The following is an 18267-nucleotide window of genomic DNA, read 5'->3' on the forward strand; positions in this document are numbered from 1 at the left end:
GCCTACCCTGGGGACATGGGCTGGACCGTACGCGACATCCCCGATCTCAAGGGCCGCACCGCGGTGGTGACCGGCGCCAACAGCGGTCTCGGCTTCGTGACGGCCCGCGAGCTGGCCCGCCGTGGGGCGCGCGTGGTGCTGGCCTGCCACAGCCAGCAGCGCGGGCAGGCCGCGCTGGAGCGGCTGCTCGACGAAGTGCCGGAGGCCAGGGCCGAGTTGAAGCTACTGGATCTGGCGGACCTGGCGTCGGTGCGGTCGTTCGCCGCCGACTGGGGCGAACGCCGCCTCGACCTGCTGATCAACAACGCCGGGCTGATGGCCGTTCCGCACGCCCGGACGGCCGACGGCTTCGAGATGCAGTTCGGCGTGAACCACCTGGGCCACTTCGCGCTCACCGGACTCCTGGTCCACCGGCTGCTGGCCAGCCCCGGCGCCCGGGTCGTCACCGTCTCCAGCCTGCTGCACCTCCTCGCCAACATCGACCTGGACGACCTCAACTCCCAGCGCCGCTACCGTCGCTGGGTCGCCTACGGCCGCTCCAAGACGGCGAACCTGCTGTTCACCCACGAGCTCGCGCGCCGGCTGCGCGGCCGACAGGTGGTGGCCGCGGCCGTGCACCCCGGCTACGCCGATACCGCCCTGCACACCCGCGGCGCCCGGCTGGCGGGCAGCGCCTGGCAGGAGCGGCTCGCCGCGCTGGGCAGCCGGCTGCTGGCCGCCCCGCCCGAGATCGGCGCGACGCCGTCCCTGTACGCCGCCACCGCGCCCCGGGTCTCCCCCGACTCCTTCACCGGGCCCTCGGTGCTCGGCGCCCGCACCCTCCGCGGCGGCCCGGGCGGCCCCTGGCGCGCGCCCTGGACGCGGAACGACGTGACCGCCGCCCGGCTGTGGCACGCCTCCGAGGAGCTGACCGGGGTGTACTGGGACGCGCTGAAGTCGGCCGACTGACGGTGAACGCGGCCTGCTACGCGAGCAGTTCGGTGCCCAGCGGGGTGAGGGTGTGCACCACCTCGCTGCCGTGCCGGACCGAACGCACCAGGCCCGCGTCCCGCAGCACCCGCGCGTGCTGGCTGGCCGAGGCCGGTGACACCCCGGCGCGGTGGGCCAGTTCGCCCGTGGTGGTGCCGTGCTCGATGGCGCGCAGTACGCGCGCCCGGGTGCCGCCGAGCAGCTTGGCCAGCGCCGTCGGGTTCGGCGGCGGGGGCGGCGCGTGCTCTATCGGGTAGACCAGGACAGGCGTAAGGGTGTCGTCGGCGTAGGTGACGGGCAGCCGGCCGCAGAAGTAGGACGGCACCAGCAGCAGCCCCCGGCCGCCGGGCCGCAGCTCGCGGGCCACCGGGTAATCGGCCTCCAGGACGGGCGGGTTCCAGCGGAGCACCGGGCGCAGCCCGGTCAGCAGCCCCTCGGTGCCGCCCGCCAGCAGATGCCGCAGGCGCACCGCGCGATCGGCGGCCACCCCGGCCTGGACCCGCGTCCACACCGCGTCGCCCAGCAGCGCGGCGCGGTAGTAGCGCTCCAGGTCGGTGACCAGCCGGACCACCGCCGACCGGTCGCCGTCGGCCAGCGACCGCACCCAGCCGGGCACCGGCTGCCCGGTCTCCAGCAGCGCGATGTCGGCGGCCAGCCGCCGCCGGGGCGTGCCGCGCAGCGCCTCGATGGCGCTCTCCCAACTCTCCTGGGACTCGGGCGGGTTGAGGAAGTCGGGGAAGTAGCCGGTGAGCGGGATCAGGGCGCGCAGGGTGGGCGGCGGGGCCCCGATGCGCCGGCGGACGCCCTCCCGCCAGGCGCCGTACGCGTGCCGCCCGCGCCGGTCGCGGAAGCGGTGACAGCTCAGGACGGTCTCCCACAGGGGGTCCGGTCGCTCCGCGACGCGGACGCGGGCCAGATCCTCGCCGGTGAGGTGGATCCGCAGCACCGTGCAACCTCCCTTGCATCGCCGCACCGCGTTGACCATGGATTTTCAGCCTACGCCGAAATGGTTCGCATGATCGGCCCGCTGTCCGTCAGGGTGGGCGAAGACCGGCACCCCCTCGGGGGCCGGACGGGGGGATCCCGAGGGGAAGCCGGCCCGCACGCACAGGTGTTGGGGGCGGCGCCACCGCACCGGCGCCGCCCCCGGGGGATCCCCGCGCCGGCCGCCGGGCCCCGTCCGCCGGTGAGGGTGCCGGGGAGGGGAGTTGAGGCCCGGACGGGCCGACGGCGGCGTGGGCTACGCCGCCGCTGCCGCCCGGCCGGCCTCCAGCCGGGCGACGGGGATGCGGAACGGCGAGCAGGACACGTAGTCCAGGCCCGCCGCGTGGAAGAAGTGCACCGACTCCGGGTCGCCGCCGTGCTCGCCGCAGACGCCGAGCTTGAGGTCGGGACGGGTGGCCCGGCCGGCCGCCGCGGCGGCCCGGACCAGGGAGCCGACGCCGTCGGCGTCTATGGTCTCGAACGGGGAGACGCCGAAGATCCCCTTCTCCAGGTACGCGGCGAAGAAGCTGGCCTCGACGTCGTCGCGGGAGAAGCCCCAGACGGTCTGGGTGAGATCGTTGGTGCCGAAGGAGAAGAAGTCGGCCGACTCGGCTATCTGACCGGCCGTCAGCGCGGCCCGGGGCAGCTCGATCATGGTGCCCAGCGGGATGGCCAGCCGCACGCCGCGCGCCCGCTCGACCTCGGCGACGACCGCCTCCGCCTCGTCCCGCACGAGCTCCAGCTCCTGCACCGTGCCGACCAGCGGGATCATGATCTCCGGCAGGGGGTCGCCGCCCGCCAGCCGGCGTTCGCTGGCGGCCTCGGCGATGGCCCGCACCTGCATGGCGAACAGCCCCGGCACCACCAGGCCCAGGCGCACCCCGCGCAGGCCCAGCATCGGGTTCTGCTCGTGCAGCCGCCGCACGGCCGCCAGCAGCCGGACGTCGGCCTCGTTCCGCTCCAGCGCCACGCGCACCGACAGCTCGGTGAGGTCCGGCAGGAACTCGTGCAGCGGCGGGTCCAGCAGCCGCACCGTCACCGGCAGGCCGTCCATCGCCAGGAACAGCTCGCGGAAGTCGGCCCGTTGCAACGGCAGCAGCGCGTCCAGCACCGCCCGTCGCTCCTCGTCGTCCGCCCCGGCCAGGATCAACCGCTCGACCAGCTCGCGCCGTTCGCCCAGGAACATGTGCTCGGTGCGGCACAGGCCGACGCCGGTCGCGCCGAAGCGGCGGGCGCGGGCGGCGTCCAGCGCGGTGTCGGCGTTGGCCCGCACGCCCAGCCGCCGGGCGGCGTCCGCGTAGCCCATGATCCGGTGCACGGCCGCCACCAGGTCGTCGGCGTCGGGCGGCGCGGTGCCCTCGAAGTACTCCATGACGGCGGACGGGACGACCGGTACCTCGCCCCGGTACACCCTGCCGGTGGTGCCGTCCAGTGACAGCACCTCGCCCTCGGTGACCACCGTGCCGTCGGCGGTGGTCAGTTCGCGCCGGGCGGCGTCCACCCGCAGCTCCTCGGCGCCGCACACGCAGGTCTTTCCCATGCCGCGGGCGACGACGGCGGCGTGCGAGGTCTTGCCGCCGCGCGCGGTGAGGACGCCCTGCGCGGCGAGCATGCCGTCCAGGTCGTCGGGGTTGGTCTCGCGCCGCACCAGCACGACCCGCTCCCCCGCGGCGGCGCGGGCCACCGCGGTGGCCGAGTCGAAGACGGCCGCGCCGACCGCCGCGCCCGGCGAGGCGGCGATGCCCGTGGCCAGGTGGCCGGCCGCGGCGCCGGCGTCGAAGCGCGGGAACATCAGCGTCGCCAACTGCCCGCCGGTGACCCGCCGCAGCGCCTCCCGCTCGTCGATCAGCCCCTGGTCGACGAGCTGCGCGGCGATCCGGAACGCGGCCGCCGCGGTGCGCTTGCCCACGCGCGTCTGGAGCATCCACAGCGTGCCGCGCTCGATGGTGAACTCGATGTCGCACAGGTCCCGGTAGTGGTTCTCCAGGATCTCCATGATGCGCAGCAGCTCGTCGTAGGAGTGCCGGTCCAGCCGCGCCAGCTCGGCCAGCGGCACCGTGTTGCGGATGCCGGCCACCACGTCCTCGCCCTGGGCGTTCGGCAAGTAGTCGCCGTACACGCCCTGGTGGCCGGTGGCCGGGTCGCGGGTGAACGCCACGCCGGTGCCGGAGTCCGGGCCGAGGTTGCCGAAGACCATGGCGCAGACGCTGACGGCCGTGCCCAGATCGTGCGGGATGCGCTCCTGGCGGCGGTAGAGCCGGGCGCGGTCGCCGTTCCAGGAGTCGAAGACGGCGCGGACGGCCAGGTCGAGCTGCTCGCGCGGGTCCTGAGGGAAGCCGCGGCCGGTGCGCTCGCGCACGATGTCCTTGAAGTCCTCGGTGAGGCGACGCAGTTCGCCCGCCGTGAGCTCGACGTCGGTGGCCACGCCGGCGAGGCGCCGGGCCTCCTCCAGCCGGTCCTCGAAGAGGTCGCCGCCGATGCCCAGCACCGTCCTGCCGAACATCTGGATGAGCCGCCGGTAGGAGTCCCAGGCGAACCGCTCGTCCCCGGCCTGCGCGGCGAGCGCGGTCACGGAGTCGTCGGTGAGGCCGATGTTGAGGACGGTGTCCATCATCCCGGGCATGGAGAACTTGGCGCCCGAACGGACCGACACCAGCAGCGGATCGGCGCCCCGGCCCAGCTTCCGGCCCATGCGCCGCTCCAGCGCGTCGAGGTGCGCACTCACCTCGTCGCGCAGGGCGGGCGGTTCGGCGCCTGAGGCGAGGTACTCCCGGCACGCCTCGGTGGTGATCGTGAAGCCCGGCGGCACGGGGAGGCCGAGCCTGGTCATCTCGGCCAGGTTGGCGCCCTTGCCGCCCAGCAGGTCCTTGAGCTCCCGGCGGCCCTCGCCGAAGTCGTACACGTACTTCACGGAGGGGGCGACGGCTATGAAAGGTGGTGGTGCGATGAGGGATGGAACGTGCGTATCCGGCACGGGACTCGACTCCTCGTGAACGGCTGCCCTGACAGCGGGAGGCTACCCCGCCGACCGCTCATCTGAGCGTTTACATCATCATACGTGGCGGGCATCACGCGCACAAAAGGAACAAGTGCCCCAAATAACCAGGAAAGCCGGGGCGTTGGCCCGGACGTCACTCGCGGGGCGCGCCCGCCGCCAGCCGGGAGTCCGCGCGGTCCGGCGCGTACAGCGACTCCACCACCATGGCCCCGGCTCCGGCCAGGCCCGCGCGGTCACCCAACCGCGAGGTGACGACCTGGAGGTAGGCCGTCGTCCGCGGCATGGCCCGCTGATACAGCAGCTCCCGCACCCCGGTCAGGAACGGCGGACCGCTCAGATCGCCCGCGATCATCAGCACCCCCGGGTTGAGCAGGGTGACCACCGTCGCCAGCACCCCGCCCACCAACTGCCCGGCCTCCCGCGCCAGCCGCACCGCGTCCGGCTGCCCGATCGCCAACTGGTCGCGCACCCCCGAGCCGGACGCCGTCGGGACGCCCGCCGCGGTGAGCTGCTCGGCCAGCGCCCGCCCGCTCGCCACGGCGGCCAGACAGCCGTAGGACCCGCAGCGGCACAGGGCGTGCGGATGGTCGCTGAGCCGTATGTGACCTATGTCGCCCGCCGCGCCGTCGATCCCCCGGTACATCTCGCCGTCCACCACAACGCCGGCGCCTATCCCCGTGGACACCTTGACCAGCAGGAACGCCGAGCAGTCCGGGTAGCCGAGCCGCTGCTCCGCATAGGCCATCAGATTGGCGTCGTTCTCCACCAGGACGGGGATCTCCGGCCCGCCGCCGCTCACATGAGCCGCGAACGCCCGGCGCATCCGGTCCGGCATCGGGTAGCGGTCCCAGCCCGGCATGATCGGCGGCTGGACGACCTGCCCGGACACCACGTCCACCGGACCCGGCACCGAGAGACCTATGCCACACACCGCGTCGCCCGTAAGGCCCACCTTCTCCAGCAGCAGGGCGAACCACTGCGCCAGCCGGTCCAGCACCTCGTCCGGCCCCTGGTTGATCATCAGTGACCCCGAGTGCTCGGCGAGCATCGCGCCGCCGAGGTCGAGCACGGCGGCGCGCGCGTGCCGGGTCTCCAGGTCGGCGACCAGGACGACCGCGTGCGAGGCGTCGAACTCCAGCCGCAGGGAAGGGCGTCCACCGGTCGGGGCGTCCACCGGGTCGCCCGCCGTCTCCCGGATCCAGCCGGCGCGGAAGAGCTGGTCGAGGCGGTGCGCGACGGTGGACCGGGACAGCCCGGTGACCCGCTGAAGCTCACCGCGCGTAGTCGCCGTGCCGTTGCGGATCAGCTGCAGGAGGTGCCCCGCGCTCGCCTGATTCATGACTGCCTTCCCGGCCGCCGGTACGGTTTTTCTCCCCCTTCAGCTTGTGAAGTAGATATTACAGCGGTACTTTTGCGTGTTAAGTAGACGTAACTCTACGGTACCTTCGACAAAACAACCGGTGCAGCCGCATGACGGCGGCGAAGCCAACGTCCTCGGAGCCCACGTGGAACGCGCTGACCAGCCCTCCAGTCTGTCCTCGATCGCATACAACGGCGCACGCCGCGTACTCGGCGGCAACTGGACCGGAGGCTCCACGGTCCCGTCCCGCACGCTCTACCCGCACCAGTGGAGCTGGGACTCCGGCTTCATCGCGATCGGCCTGCGCCATCTGTCGCCCGAGCGGGCCCAGCGCGAGCTGGAGACGCTGCTGGGCGCCCAGTGGGCCGACGGACGCGTTCCGCACATCGTCTTCAACCCGGCCGTGCCGCTCACCGCGTACTTCCCGAGCCCCGACTTCTGGCGCTCCTCGGCCGCGGGCCACCGCGCCGGGGCGCCGGAGGCCGTCGAGACCTCCGGGATCGTGCAGCCGCCCATCCACGCGGTGGCCGCCTGGCTGGTGCACCGGGCCGACCCCGCCGCCTCCGCCCACCGGGGCTTCCTCCGCCGCGTCTACCCGCGCCTCGTCGCCTGGCAGCGGTACCTGACCGAGCGCCGGGACTTCGGCGGCCGGGGCCTCGCGTCAATCGTGCACCCCTGGGAGTCCGGCATGGACAACAGTCCGTGCTGGGACCCGCCGCTGTCCCGGATCGAGCCGGCCGCCACCGCCTCGTTCCACCGCGCCGACCTCGACCACGGCTGCCCGTCCGACCGGCCCACCGACCTGGACTACGGGCGTTATGTCCGGCTTGCCGAGCACTACCGGGACCAGGGCTACGCCGACGAGGTCGACGGGCACCGGTTCGCCGTGGAGGACCCGGGGTTCAACGCGCTGCTCATCGCCTCCGAGCACGCCCTCGCCGACATCGCCGCCGCGCTCGGCGCCGACCCCTCCGACCACCAGGTTCGCGCCGAGGAGCTGACCACCACGCTGCTGAAGCGGCTGTGGAGCCAGGACGACGGGCTGTTCCTCGCCCAGGACGTGATCGGCGGCGAGCCCGTGCCCGAGCGCAGCGCGGCCGGGCTGCTGCCGCTGATACTGCCGGGCCTGCCGGAGGACGTGACGAGCACGCTGCTGCGCACCGCCGGCGGCGAGCACTTCGGCCTGGGCGGCGCCACCCGCCTGGTTCCCAGCTACGACCTGACGGGCCACGCCTTCGATCCGGCGCGATACTGGCGCGGTCCCGCCTGGTTCAACGTCAACTGGCTGCTGGAACGTGGCCTGCGGCGACACGGCGCGACCGGCCGGGCCGACGCGCTGCGCACCACCCTGCTCCAGGCCGCGGTCGCGTCCGGCTTCGCCGAGTACGTCGACCCGTTCACCGGCGAAGCGCGCGGCACCCGCGACTTCAGTTGGACCGCGGCACTGACCATCGACCTGCTCGCGGAGGTAGCGCGTTGATCACGCCCAGCCACTGTCTGCTCGTCCGTGACGGCACGTTCGCCACGGTCGGCCCGTCCGGCGACATCACGGCGGAACGCGGCACCCAGCCGCACGGGCTGTTCGCGCGCGACGCCCGGCACGTCAGCCGCTGGCAGCTCACCGTGGACGGCTCGACCCCGACCGTTCTCCAGCCGGCCACCGCCGACGGCCCCTCGGCCACCGTGGTGCTGACCCCGCCGGCCAGCCGGGCCGAGGCGCCGGCGCTCACCGTCTTCCGCGAGCAGCGCGTGGCCGACGGCGCCCTGGTGGAGCGCATCCGGCTCAGCAGCAACCGCGGAGCGGCCTGCGCCGTGCTCGTCGCGCTGCTCGTGGACGCGGACTTCGCCGATCAGTTCGAGCTGCGGTCCGACCACCGCTGGTACGAGAAGCCGCACGCGGTGCGCACCCGCACGGCGCTGCCGGACGGCGTCGAGTTCGGCTACCGGCGCCGCGAGTGGCACTCGCGGACCGTGATCACCGCGCAGCCCGCGCCGGACGCGGTGGAGGAGACCGGCAGCGGCGCCCGCCGGCTGTGCTGGCAGCTCGAACTGCCCCCGCACGGCTCGGCCGAGCTGTCGCTGCGCGCCGAGGCGCACCCGCACGGCGTGCCGGAGCCGGCCGCCGAGGCGGCGGATGTCTTCCCGGCCGCCCCGGCGGTCCTGCCGGCCGCCCCCGAGGACTGGCCGGAGCTGGACCGGGCCTGCGCGCAGGGGCTGGCCGACCTGTCGGGGCTGCGGGTGGCCGCCACCGGGCCGGACGGCGAGGCACTCCGGGTGCCGGCCGCGGGTGTGCCGTGGTTCCTGACGCTGCTGGGCCGGCACGCGGCGATCACCTCGCTGTTCGTGCTGCCCGGCCGGCCGGAGCCGGCCGCCGCCACCCTGCTGGCGCTGGCCGCCGCGCAGGCGACGGCCCAGGACGCCGACCGCCTCGCGCAGCCCGGCAAGATCGTGCACGAGCTGCGCCACGGGGAGCTGGCGTACTTCGGACAGGTGCCCTACGGCCGGTACTTCGGCTCGGTGGACAGCACCCCGCTGTTCCTGATGCTGCTCGGCGCGCACGCCGAGGCGACCGGGGACGACAAGCTGGCGCACCGCCTGGAGCGGCACGCGCGGGCCGCGGTGGACTGGATGTTCCACGACGGCGGCCTGGCCGACCACGGCTATCTGCTGTACCGGCCGGACGACGGCGGCCTGGCCAACCAGAGCTGGAAGGACTCCGCCGGCGCGATCTGCTTCGCCGACGGCACCCCGGCCCGGGGCGTGATCCGCGCCGCGGCGGCCCAGGGGTACGCGTACGACGCGCTGCGCCGCACGGCCCGGCTGGCCCGGAGCGCCTGGGGCGACGCGCGGTACGGCGAGCGGCTGGAGACGGCGGCCGGTGAGCTGCGGGACCGTTTCCTGGCCGACTTCTGGCTGCCCGGACAGGACTTCCCCGCGCTGGCCCTGGACGGCGCGGGCCGCCGGGCGGACGCGCTGGCCTCGGACGCCGGGCACCTGCTGTGGACCGGGATCCTGGACCAGGAGCACGGCGAACGCGTGGCCGACCGGCTGCTGTCGCCCGAGTTCTTCACCGGCTGGGGCATCCGGACGCTGGCGGCCGGGCAGGACGCGTACCACCCGCTGTCGTACCACCGGGGCAGCGTCTGGCCGCACGACAGCGCCATCGCGGCGCTGGGCCTGGCGCGTTACGGACTGCACGACCAGGCCCGCACGCTGGCCCGCGGGCTGCTGGACATGGCGGCCCGGCACGGCTTCCGCATGCCGGAGGTGATCGCGGGCTACGCGCGCGCCGAGCACCCCGAGCCGGTGCCCTACCCGCACGCCTGCTCGCCCCAGGCGTGGTCGGCCGCCGCGCCGTTCGCGCTGCTGACGGCGGTCACCGCCGGGACCTGAGCCGCCCGGCTCAGTCAGCCGCCCGAGGTGTCGGCCTCCGCCTCCTCGGGCGGCGTCACGTCCTCGTACGGGTCGCGCAGCCAGCCGTCGGGCAGGACGACGCGGCTCTTGCCGGAGGTCCGCCCGCGCGGGCCGTCGGCGCCCGCCGGCCAGGGCTGGTCCAGGTCCAGCTCGGCCAGCAGCCCCTCCAGCTCGGCCAGGGAGGTGGCCACGGCCAGCCGCTGGCGCGCCTGGGAGCCGACCGAGAAGCCCTTGGTGTACCAGGCGACGTGCTTGCGGAAGTCGATGACGCCGCGCGCCTCGTCGCCCAGCCACTCGCCGAGCAGCCGGGCGTGCCGCAGCATCACGGCGGCCACCTCGCGCAGCGACGGCCGCGCGTAGCCCTCGGGCCCGGTGCCGTCGAACGCGGCGACCAGGTCGCCGAACAGCCAGGGCCGCCCGAGGCACCCGCGGCCCACGACCACGCCGTCGCAGCCGGTCTCCCGCATCATGCGGACCGCGTCGCCGGCGGACCAGATGTCGCCGTTGCCCAGAACGGGGATCTCGGGCACGTGCTCCCGCAGCCGGGCGATGGCCGACCAGTCGGCCTGTCCCCCGTAGTGCTGGGCGGCTGTGCGGCCGTGCAGCGCGATGGCCGTCACGCCCTCCTCGACGGCGATGCGACCGGCGTCCAGATACGTCAGATGGTCGTCGTCGATGCCCTTGCGCATCTTCATGGTCACCGGCAGCCCGCCCGCGTTGCCGACGGCGGCGCGCAGGATGGCGCGCAGCAGCGGGCGCTTGAACGGCAGCGCGGAGCCGCCGCCGCGCCGGGTGACCTTGGGGACGGGACAGCCGAAGTTGAGGTCGACGTGGTCGGCCATGTCCTCGTCGGCGATCATGCGGACGGCCCGGCCGACCGTGTCCGGGTCGACGCCGTAGAGCTGGATGGACCGGGGCTTCTCCGCCGCGTCGAAGTGGATGAGCCGCATGGTCTTGTCGTTGCGCTCGACCAGCGCCCGCGTGGTGATCATCTCGCTCACGAACAGGCCCGCGCCGCCGGTGAATTCGCGGCACAGGGTGCGGAACGGCGCGTTGGTGATGCCCGCCATGGGCGCGAGCACCACGGGCGGGGACACCGTGTGCGGTCCGATCTGGAGCGGGGACGGCGGCTGGGTCATGACGTCCATTCTCCCCGCTCGTCGGCGAGCGCCAGCGCGTGCAGCCTCGCCAGCCGTTCGCGGGACTCCTCGTCGGCGGGCACGTAGGCGACCAGCCGGGAGCCGGCCTGCGGGGCGAGCCACAGCCGGGTGCCGTCCAGGTGCAGCAGGCCGACGTCCGCGTTGCGGAAGCGCTTGACCTTGCCGCTGTGGCTGCGGACCACCTCGTGGCGATCCCACAGCTCGCAGAACTCGGCCGACTCGCGCTGGAGCCGCTTGAGCATGTGCTTCCAGGCGGGCTCGGCGATGTGCTCGGCCATGTACGCGCGGAAGTTGGCCGTCATCAGGCGGATGGTCTCCTCGCGGTCCACCAGGGCCGCCTGCCAGTGGGGGTCGGTGAAGGCGAGCAGCATGCAGTTGCGGTTCTCGGCGGGGACGTCGTCGAGCGGGCAGAGCAGCCGGCCGTAGGTGCGGTTGTAGGCGAGGATGTCGTAGCGGCCGTTCTGGACGCAGGCGGGGAGGGGCTCGAGCTGGCGCAGCATCTCGCGCAGCGCCGCGGGGACCTGGGCGGAATCGGCGTCGGGCGTGGGGTCGGCGACGCCGGCCAGGGTGAACAGGTGCGAGCGTTCGCCCGCGTCGAGGAGCAGCGTGCGGGCGATGGCGTCCAGCACCCCCGCGGAGACCTGGATGTCACGGGCCTGCTCCAGCCACGTGTACCAGGTGACGCCCACGCTGGACAGGTGCGCGACCTCCTCGCGGCGCAGCCCGGGGGTGCGGCGGCGCCGGCCGCGGGAGAGGCCGACCCGTTCGGGGGGAATGCGCTCGCGGCGGCTGCGCAGGAACGCCGCCAGCTCGCGGCGGCGGATGTCCGCGCCGGTTTCCTCCACGGTTGCCATGCCACCAGCATGCCATCGCGTCAGCCGGTTGCCAGGTAGTGGGTGTACCAGGATAAAGACACTCTGGTACCAGGCTTATGGGCGGCGCACCGTCGGACGTGTGACTGATTCCACGACACGAACCCTGCCCGGGAGCCCGTCGGTTCCGGCCGCGCCCCGGCCGGCCGCCGCGCTGAGCCCGCTGGGGCTGTTCACGGTGCTGTTCGGCGCCGCGCTGCCGACGATCGACTTCTTCATCGTCAACGTCGCCCTGCCCACCATCGCCCGCGACCTGGACGCGGGTCCGGCGCTGCTGGAGCTGGTGGTGGCCGGCTATGGCGTCGCCTACGCCGTGCTGCTGGTGCTGGGCGGCCGGCTCGGCGACATGTTCGGCCGCCGCCGGCTGTTCCAGACCGGCCTGGTGGCGTTCGGTGTGACCTCGCTGGCCTGCGGCCTGGCGCCGGACGCCTGGTCGCTGGTCGCCGCCCGGGTGGCGCAGGGCGCCGCCTCGGCGCTGATGCTGCCGCAGGTGCTGGCGACGATCCAGGCCACCACCTCGGGGCCGCGCCGGGCGCGGGCGCTCGGGCTGTACGGCGCGACGGCGGGTCTGGCGATGGTGGCCGGGCAGATCCTGGGCGGCGTGCTGGTCGCCGCGGACGTCGCGGGCACCGGCTGGCGCTCGGTCTTCCTGGTGAACGTGCCGGCCGTGGTGGTCGGCCTGGTGCTGGTGGCCCGTTCGCTCCCGGAGACCAGGTCGGAGCGCCCGGCGCCCATCGATGTGCCGGGCACCGCGCTGCTGGCCGTGGCGCTGGTGACGCTGCTGGTGCCGCTGACCGAGGGGCGGGCGGCCGGGTGGCCGGCCTGGACCTGGGTGCTGCTCGGCCTGTTCCCGGTGGCGGCCTGGGCGTTCTTCGCGGTGGAGCGCCGCGCCGAGCGGTCCGGCCGGGCGCTGCCGCTGGTGCCGCCGGCGCTGCTCGCGCTGGGCGGGATGCGGCGGGCGCTGCCGCTGCTGATGCTGAGCGTGGCGGGGTTCGGCGGGTTCATGTTCGTGCTGGCGGTGGCCTTCCAGGACGGGCTGGGCTTCGGGCCGGTGCGGGCGGGGACGGCGCTGGTGCCGTACGCGGCGGCGTTCTTCGCGGCGTCGCTGGCCGGGCCCCGGCTCACCGCCCGTCACGGCACCCGGGTGGTGACCGCGGGAGCGGCCCTCCAGGCGCTGGGCCTGGCCGTGCTGGTGGCGACGGTGCTGCGGTCCTGGCCGGAGCTGGACTTCCCGGCGCTGACGCCGGGACTGACCGTGGCCGGGTTCGGCCAGGGGCTCTACCTGCCGGTGCTGCTCCGGTACGTGCTGGCCGACGTGCCCCCGCCGCAGGCCGGCGTGGGCGGCGGCGTGATGGCCACCGCGCAGCAGTCGTCGATCGCGCTGGGGGTGGCGCTCCAGGGCGCCCTGTTCCTCACGCTCACCTCCACGGAGGGGATGCGGGACGCGCTGGCCGCCTCGCTGAGCACGCAACTGGCGGCGGTGCTGGTGACGGGGGCCCTGAGCCTGCGACTGCCGGGCGGACAGAACAGCGACTGACAGATATTGAAATCTGTCAGTCCATATGGCACGCTGGGCGGCATGACGACTTCGACATCGCATTCCGCCGCCCTCCCCACCCGCACCCTGGGCACCCCCGGCCTCGCCGTCTCCGCGCTCGGCCTGGGCACCATGGGCATGTCCGCGTTCTACGGAGACTCCGACCGGGCGGAGTCCATCGCGACCATCCATGCCGCGCTGGACGCCGGGGTCACACTCCTGGACACCGGCGACTTCTACGGCATGGGGCACAACGAGATGCTGATCAACGAGGCGCTGCGCACCGCCTCCCCGGCCGCTCGTGAGCGGGCCCTGATCAGCGTGAAGTTCGGTTCGCTGCGCACGGTGGAGGGCGGCTTCACCGGATTCGACGGCCGCCCCCTCGCCGTGAAGAACTTCGTGGCGTACTCGCTCCAGCGGCTCGGCGTGGACCACATCGACATCTACCGGATGGCCCGGGTCGATCCCGATGTCCCGGTGGAGGAGACCGTCGGCGCCATCGCCGAGCTGGTGGAGGCCGGGCACGTGCGGCACATCGGACTGTCGGAGGCCGGCGCGGACACCATCCGCCGGGCCGCCGCCACGGCGCCCATCGCGGATCTCCAGATCGAGTACGCGCTGATCTCCCGGGGCATCGAGCGGGAGATCCTGCCCACGCTGCGCGAGCTGGGGATCGGCGTCACCGCCTACGGGGTCCTCTCCCGGGGCCTGATCAGCGGCCACTGGAGCGCCGACCGCACCCTCGCGGCGAACGACTTCCGCGGCATGAGCCCTCGCTTCTCCGGCGAGAACCTGCGGCACAATCTGGGCCTGGTGGAGACGCTGCGGGAGCTGGCGGAGTCCAAGGACGCCACCGTCGCGCAGCTCGCCATCGCCTGGGTGCTCGCCCAGGGCGAGGACATCGTCCCGCTCATCGGGGCGCGGACCAGGGGGCGGCTGACCGAGTCGCTGGGCGCGCTGCGCGTTAGTCTCGACGCCGACGATCTGGCCGCCATCGAGAAGGCCGTCCCGGCCGACTCGGCCGCGGGCGAGCGGTACCCGGCGGCGCAGATGGCCTACCTGGACAGCGAGAAATAGCAGAAACAGAGGCGATATGACCGAGGCGCTGACTCCCGAGCGCATCCTCGAAGCCACCGAGGAGGTGCTGCGGCGCTACGGCCCGGCGAAGGCCACCGTGGTGGACGTGGCCCGGGCGCTCGGGGTCAGCCACGGCACGGTGTACCGGCACTTCCGCACCAAGTCGGCGCTGCGCGAGGCGGTCACCAAGCGCTGGCTGGACCGCACCAGCGAGCAGTTGGCGGCGTGCGCCGAGGACCCGGGCCCGGCGGGCGAGCGGCTGGAGCGCTGGCTGACGGACCTGTTCAGCGCCAAGCGGCACAAGGCGGGCGACGATCCCGAGCTGTTCGCCACCTACACGGTGCTCACCCGCGAGCACAGCGGCGTCGTCGACGAGCACATCAGCGAGCTGGAGGGCCAGCTCGCCCGGATCATCGAGGACGGCCGGTCCCAGGGGATATTCACCGGGGCCGGCACCGACGCCGCCGCGACGGCCCGCGCCGTCTTCCAGGCCACGGCCCGATTCCACGACCCGGCGTACGCCCCCCAGTGGTCCCGCCCCGAGGTGGACGCCGACTTCACGGCGGTCACCGAGCTGCTGCTCCGGGGACTGACCGCCTGACCGGGAAGCTTCACTGTCAGTGACCGTTCATACACTGGGCGCGTGACTGGATCAGCCGCCCGAGGAGGCGCATCATGACAGTGATGATGGAACGACCGAGCACGATAAGCACCCCCGAGCAGACAGAGTTCGAGAAGCTCTGCCGAACGCTGGAGCAGTTGGACGTGCCGGTGGGGTACCGGGCGGAAATCATCGGGGGAAGTATCGTCATGACGCCGTGGTCCCAAGGGTTCTACCTGGATGTCATGGAGTCTCTGGCCGATCAGCTCAGGCCGCACGCGCCGAAGGGCCACCGGGTCAGCGTCGCACCCTGCCTGTACGTCTTCCCCCAGTGGGAGCGCGGATTCGGGCCGGACCTGCACGTCGCGGACGCCGGGGCGACGCGCGTTCGCAGCATCCGCCTTCCCGGTGAAGCCCTTTCCCTCGTGGCCGAGTTGACCTCGGAGTCGACGGCCGAGCGGGACCGTTCGGACAAGGTCGAGCGGTATGGGAAGGCCGGCGTCCCGGTGTATGTCCTGGTGGACATGCTCACGTTCCGGGTCGTCGTCTTCTCCCGGCCGGGCGAGGACGGCTACCGGACCCACAACGAGTTCAAGTTCGGCGAGACGGTGCGCATCCCGGAGCCGTTCGACTGCAAGTTGGACACCTCGGGCTGGGAAAGCTGAACGCCTCGGCCCGGCCGCTCCATCCGGGGCGGCCGGGCCGGGGTCGTTACGGGGTGGTCAGCAGCCGATGAGGCGGGTGGCCAGGTAGGACTCGATCTGGTCCAGGGAGACGCGCTCCTGCTTCATGGAGTCGCGCTCGCGCACGGTCACCGCGTTGTCCTCGAGGGTGTCGAAGTCGATCGTCACGCAGAACGGCGTGCCGATCTCGTCCTGGCGGCGGTAGCGGCGGCCGATCGCGCCCGCGTCGTCGAACTCGATGTTCCAGTTCCGCCGCAGGGCCGCAGCCAGGTCCCGGGCCTTCGGCGAGAGCTGCGGGTTGCGCGAGAGCGGGAGCACGGCGACCTTGACCGGCGCCAGCCGCGGGTCCAGGCCCAGCACGACGCGCTTCTCCATCTTGCCCTTGGCGTTGGGCGCCTCGTCCTCACGGTAGGCGTCCAGCATGAACGCCAGCATCGTGCGGCCCACGCCCGCGGCCGGCTCGATGACGAACGGCGTCCAGCGCTCGCCCGCCTCCTGGTCGAAGTAGCTGAGGTCCTGGCCGGACGCCTTGGAGTGGGCGTTCAGGTCGTAGTCGGTGCGGTTGGCGACGCCCTCCAGCTCGCCCCACTCCGAGCCGGCGAAGTTGAACCGGTACTCGATGTCCGCCGTGCGCTTCGAGTAGTGGGACAGCTTCTCCTTCGGGTGCTCGTACCACCGCATGTTGGCCTCGGACATGCCCAGATCGCGGTACCAGTTCCAGCGCTGGTCCATCCAGTAGCCGTGCCACTCCTCGTCCTCGCCCGGCTTGACGAAGAACTCCATCTCCATCTGCTCGAACTCGCGCGTGCGGAAGATGAAGTTGCCCGGGGTGATCTCGTTCCGGAAGGACTTGCCCATCTGCGCGATGCCGAACGGCGGCTTACGGCGCGAGGTCTGCTGCACGGCGGCGAAGTTGGTGAAGATGCCCTGCGCGGTCTCGGGGCGCAGATACGCCACCGAGCCCGAGTCCTGGGTGGGGCCCAGGTGCGTGGCCAGCAGCCCGGAGAACTGCTTGGGCTCGGTAAAGGTGCCCTTGTTGCCGCAGTTCGGGCAGTTGAGATCGGCGAGGCCGCCCGTCGGCAGATGACCGTGCTTGGCCTCGTACGCCTCCTCCAGGTGGTCGGCGCGGAAGCGCTTGTGGCAGGAGGTGCATTCGGTCAGCGGGTCGGTGAACGTGGCGACGTGCCCCGACGCCTCCCAGACCTCGGTGGCCAGGATCACCGAGGAGTCGATCCCGACGACATCGTCGCGCGAGGTGACCATGGCGCGCCACCACTGCCGCTTGATGTTCTCCTTCAGCTCCACGCCCAGCGGTCCGTAGTCCCAGGCGGCACGCTGCCCGCCGTAGATCTCGCTGCAGGGGTAGACGAAGCCACGGCGCTTGCTGAGGCTGACGATAGTGTCGATCTTGTCGGCGGCCACGGTGCTCTCTTCAGGACGAAGGACGACATGGAATTGCCTCAGGTTACCGGCGTACAAGGGGGCCGCAGCAAATCGGTGAGGGGGATTCCCGGCGCCCCCGCCGTGTCCCCCTGGAGGAGGCGCCGATCACATCACTGTTGACACATTTGACAATGATTTCCAAATGACTTGAAAATGGCTGTCATGACCGCAAGACGCCGCTCACGCTCCCGAATATCCGCCACCGCCCTGGCCGCCGGCGCCACGGCGCTGAGCCTCCTCACCGTCGCCGGCTGCGGCTCGGACGACGACGGTGGCGGCGGCGGGAGCGCGGACGGGAAGCTCGACGTGATCGCGTCGTTCTACCCCATGGAGTTCCTGGCCGAGCGGATCGGCGGCGAGCACGTCTCCGTCAGCACCCTGGCCGAGCCGGGCGCCGAGCCGCACGACCTGGACATCAGCCCGCGCCAGACCGCCGAGCTGACCGAGGCCGACCTCGTGGTCTACCTCGCGGGCCTCCAGCCCGCCGTCGACGAGGCCATCGAGCAGTCCGGGGTGGAGCACGTCGCCGAGGCCACCTCGTTCACCACGCTGCGCGACCAGACGGAGCACGAGGAGCACGAGGAAGAGGGCCACGAGGAAGAGAGTCATGAGGAGGAGGGCCACGAACACGACCACAGTGGCCAGGACCCGCACCTCTGGCTCGACCCGGCCAAGTACGCCGAGGTCGCCGAGGGCGTCGGCGCCGCGCTGGCCGAGGCCGACCCGGACCACGCCGCCGACTACGAGCGGAACACCGACGAGCTGACCGCCGAACTCACGGCCCTGGACGAGGAGTTCACCGAGGGCCTGGCGACGGCCACGACCGGCACGTTCATCACGACCCACGCCGCGTTCGGCTACCTCGCCGACCGCTACGGCCTGCACGAGGAGTCCATCGCCGGCCTCGACCCGGAGTCCGAGCCGAGCGCGGAGCGCATGCGGGAGCTCCAGGACATCGCCGAGGCCGACGACGTGAGCACCGTGTTCTTCGAGACACTGGTCAGCGACGAGACGGCGCGCACGCTCGCCGGCGACCTCGGCCTGGAGACGGCCGTGCTGGACCCCGTCGAGGGAATCACGGAGGACTCCCCCGGCGCTGACTACTTCGAGGTGATGCGCGCCAACCTCCAGGCCCTGCGCCAGGCGCTGGGCGCGTCCTGAACGAACCA

Annotated in this window: 14 protein-coding genes; 8 read left to right on the plus strand and 6 right to left on the minus strand. The window is 73.0% G+C overall.

Annotated elements, in window-relative coordinates; all coding sequences use genetic code 11:
* The first annotated feature begins 15 nt into the window (after positions 1–15).
* Positions 16–948: an oxidoreductase gene (locus RM590_RS21950; RefSeq protein ID WP_311706371.1), complete on the plus strand. Its 933-nt coding sequence runs from the start codon at positions 16–18 to the stop codon at positions 946–948.
* A gap of 16 nt (positions 949–964) precedes the next feature.
* Here the strand turns inward: RM590_RS21950 and RM590_RS21955 are convergent, their stop codons facing one another.
* The 3 genes from RM590_RS21955 to RM590_RS21965 all read right to left on the minus strand — a co-directional run bounded on the left by RM590_RS21955 (position 965) and on the right by RM590_RS21965 (position 6290).
* Complete coding sequence (locus tag RM590_RS21955) at positions 965–1915, minus strand: ArsR/SmtB family transcription factor (protein WP_311706372.1); 951 nt, start codon at positions 1913–1915, stop codon at positions 965–967.
* A gap of 294 nt (positions 1916–2209) precedes the next feature.
* Complete coding sequence (gene ppdK / locus RM590_RS21960) at positions 2210–4864, minus strand: pyruvate, phosphate dikinase (protein WP_311706460.1); 2655 nt, start codon at positions 4862–4864, stop codon at positions 2210–2212.
* Positions 4865–5084: 220 nt separating this feature from the next.
* A complete protein-coding gene (locus tag RM590_RS21965; protein ID WP_311706373.1) occupies positions 5085–6290 on the minus strand; it encodes an ROK family transcriptional regulator in 1206 nt (401 codons plus the stop codon).
* A gap of 166 nt (positions 6291–6456) precedes the next feature.
* Here RM590_RS21965 and RM590_RS21970 point away from each other — a divergent pair, with 166 nt between their 5' ends.
* Together RM590_RS21970 and RM590_RS21975 are read left to right on the plus strand one after the other, a co-directional pair.
* A complete protein-coding gene (locus tag RM590_RS21970) occupies positions 6457–7791 on the plus strand; it encodes an MGH1-like glycoside hydrolase domain-containing protein (protein WP_311706374.1) in 1335 nt (444 codons plus the stop codon).
* On the plus strand, positions 7791–9704 hold the full coding sequence (locus RM590_RS21975; RefSeq protein ID WP_311706461.1) for an amylo-alpha-1,6-glucosidase: 1914 nt from the start codon (positions 7791–7793) through the stop codon (positions 9702–9704). The genes RM590_RS21970 and RM590_RS21975 overlap by 1 nt, the downstream gene beginning before the upstream one ends.
* Positions 9705–9718: 14 nt before the next feature.
* Here RM590_RS21975 and dusB read toward each other — a convergent pair whose 3' ends face one another.
* Positions 9719–10864, minus strand: a complete 1146-nt coding sequence (gene dusB, locus RM590_RS21980; RefSeq protein ID WP_311706375.1) for a tRNA dihydrouridine synthase DusB — start codon at positions 10862–10864, stop codon at positions 9719–9721.
* Positions 10861–11739 carry a helix-turn-helix transcriptional regulator gene (locus RM590_RS21985; RefSeq protein ID WP_311706376.1) on the minus strand — a complete coding sequence of 293 codons (879 nt, stop codon included), beginning with the start codon at positions 11737–11739 and terminating at the stop codon, positions 10861–10863. Before RM590_RS21985 ends, dusB begins: the two co-directional genes overlap by 4 nt.
* A gap of 100 nt (positions 11740–11839) precedes the next feature.
* On the opposite strand from RM590_RS21985, the gene RM590_RS21990 reads away from it, so the two are divergent.
* The 4 genes from RM590_RS21990 (at position 11840) to RM590_RS22005 (ending at position 15637) form a co-directional block, all read left to right on the plus strand.
* Positions 11840–13294 carry an MFS transporter gene (locus tag RM590_RS21990; protein ID WP_394813933.1) on the plus strand — a complete coding sequence of 485 codons (1455 nt, stop codon included), beginning with the start codon at positions 11840–11842 and terminating at the stop codon, positions 13292–13294.
* Between the two features lie 42 nt (positions 13295–13336).
* Entirely contained in the window at positions 13337–14371 is a 1035-nt protein-coding gene (locus RM590_RS21995) for an aldo/keto reductase (protein WP_311706378.1), read from the plus strand.
* 16 nt (positions 14372–14387) lie between these two features.
* Positions 14388–14972: a TetR/AcrR family transcriptional regulator gene (locus RM590_RS22000; protein WP_311706379.1), complete on the plus strand. Its 585-nt coding sequence runs from the start codon at positions 14388–14390 to the stop codon at positions 14970–14972.
* A 74-nt stretch (positions 14973–15046) separates the two neighbouring features.
* A complete protein-coding gene (locus RM590_RS22005; RefSeq protein WP_311706380.1) occupies positions 15047–15637 on the plus strand; it encodes a Uma2 family endonuclease in 591 nt (196 codons plus the stop codon).
* Positions 15638–15694: 57 nt separating this feature from the next.
* On the opposite strand, the gene RM590_RS22010 is transcribed toward RM590_RS22005, so the two are convergent.
* Positions 15695–17077 carry a glycine--tRNA ligase gene (locus RM590_RS22010; RefSeq protein ID WP_311706381.1) on the minus strand — a complete coding sequence of 461 codons (1383 nt, stop codon included), beginning with the start codon at positions 17075–17077 and terminating at the stop codon, positions 15695–15697.
* Between the two features lie 174 nt (positions 17078–17251).
* Here RM590_RS22010 and RM590_RS22015 point away from each other — a divergent pair, with 174 nt between their 5' ends.
* Positions 17252–18259, plus strand: a complete 1008-nt coding sequence (locus tag RM590_RS22015) for a metal ABC transporter substrate-binding protein (protein ID WP_311706382.1) — start codon at positions 17252–17254, stop codon at positions 18257–18259.
* Positions 18260–18267 lie beyond the last annotated feature (8 nt).

Origin of the sequence: Streptomyces litchfieldiae, from assembly GCF_031845365.1 — a bacterium.
GTDB lineage: Bacteria > Actinomycetota > Actinomycetes > Streptomycetales > Streptomycetaceae > Streptomyces > Streptomyces litchfieldiae.

Bases quoted from the DNA above. Each gene is read 5' to 3' on its own strand.
- RM590_RS21950 (WP_311706371.1), top strand. From the start codon at position 16: ATGGGCTGGACCGTACGCGACATCCCCGATCTCAAGGGCCGCACCGCG.
- RM590_RS21965 (WP_311706373.1), bottom strand. From the start codon at position 6,290: ATGAATCAGGCGAGCGCGGGGCACCTCCTGCAGCTGATCCGCAACGGC.
- dusB (WP_311706375.1), bottom strand. From the start codon at position 10,864: ATGACCCAGCCGCCGTCCCCGCTCCAGATCGGACCGCACACGGTGTCC.
- RM590_RS21985 (WP_311706376.1), bottom strand. From the start codon at position 11,739: ATGGCAACCGTGGAGGAAACCGGCGCGGACATCCGCCGCCGCGAGCTG.
- RM590_RS21995 (WP_311706378.1), top strand. From the start codon at position 13,337: ATGACGACTTCGACATCGCATTCCGCCGCCCTCCCCACCCGCACCCTG.
- RM590_RS22000 (WP_311706379.1), top strand. From the start codon at position 14,388: ATGACCGAGGCGCTGACTCCCGAGCGCATCCTCGAAGCCACCGAGGAG.
- RM590_RS22005 (WP_311706380.1), top strand. From the start codon at position 15,047: ATGACAGTGATGATGGAACGACCGAGCACGATAAGCACCCCCGAGCAG.
- RM590_RS22015 (WP_311706382.1), top strand. From the start codon at position 17,252: ATGGCTGTCATGACCGCAAGACGCCGCTCACGCTCCCGAATATCCGCC.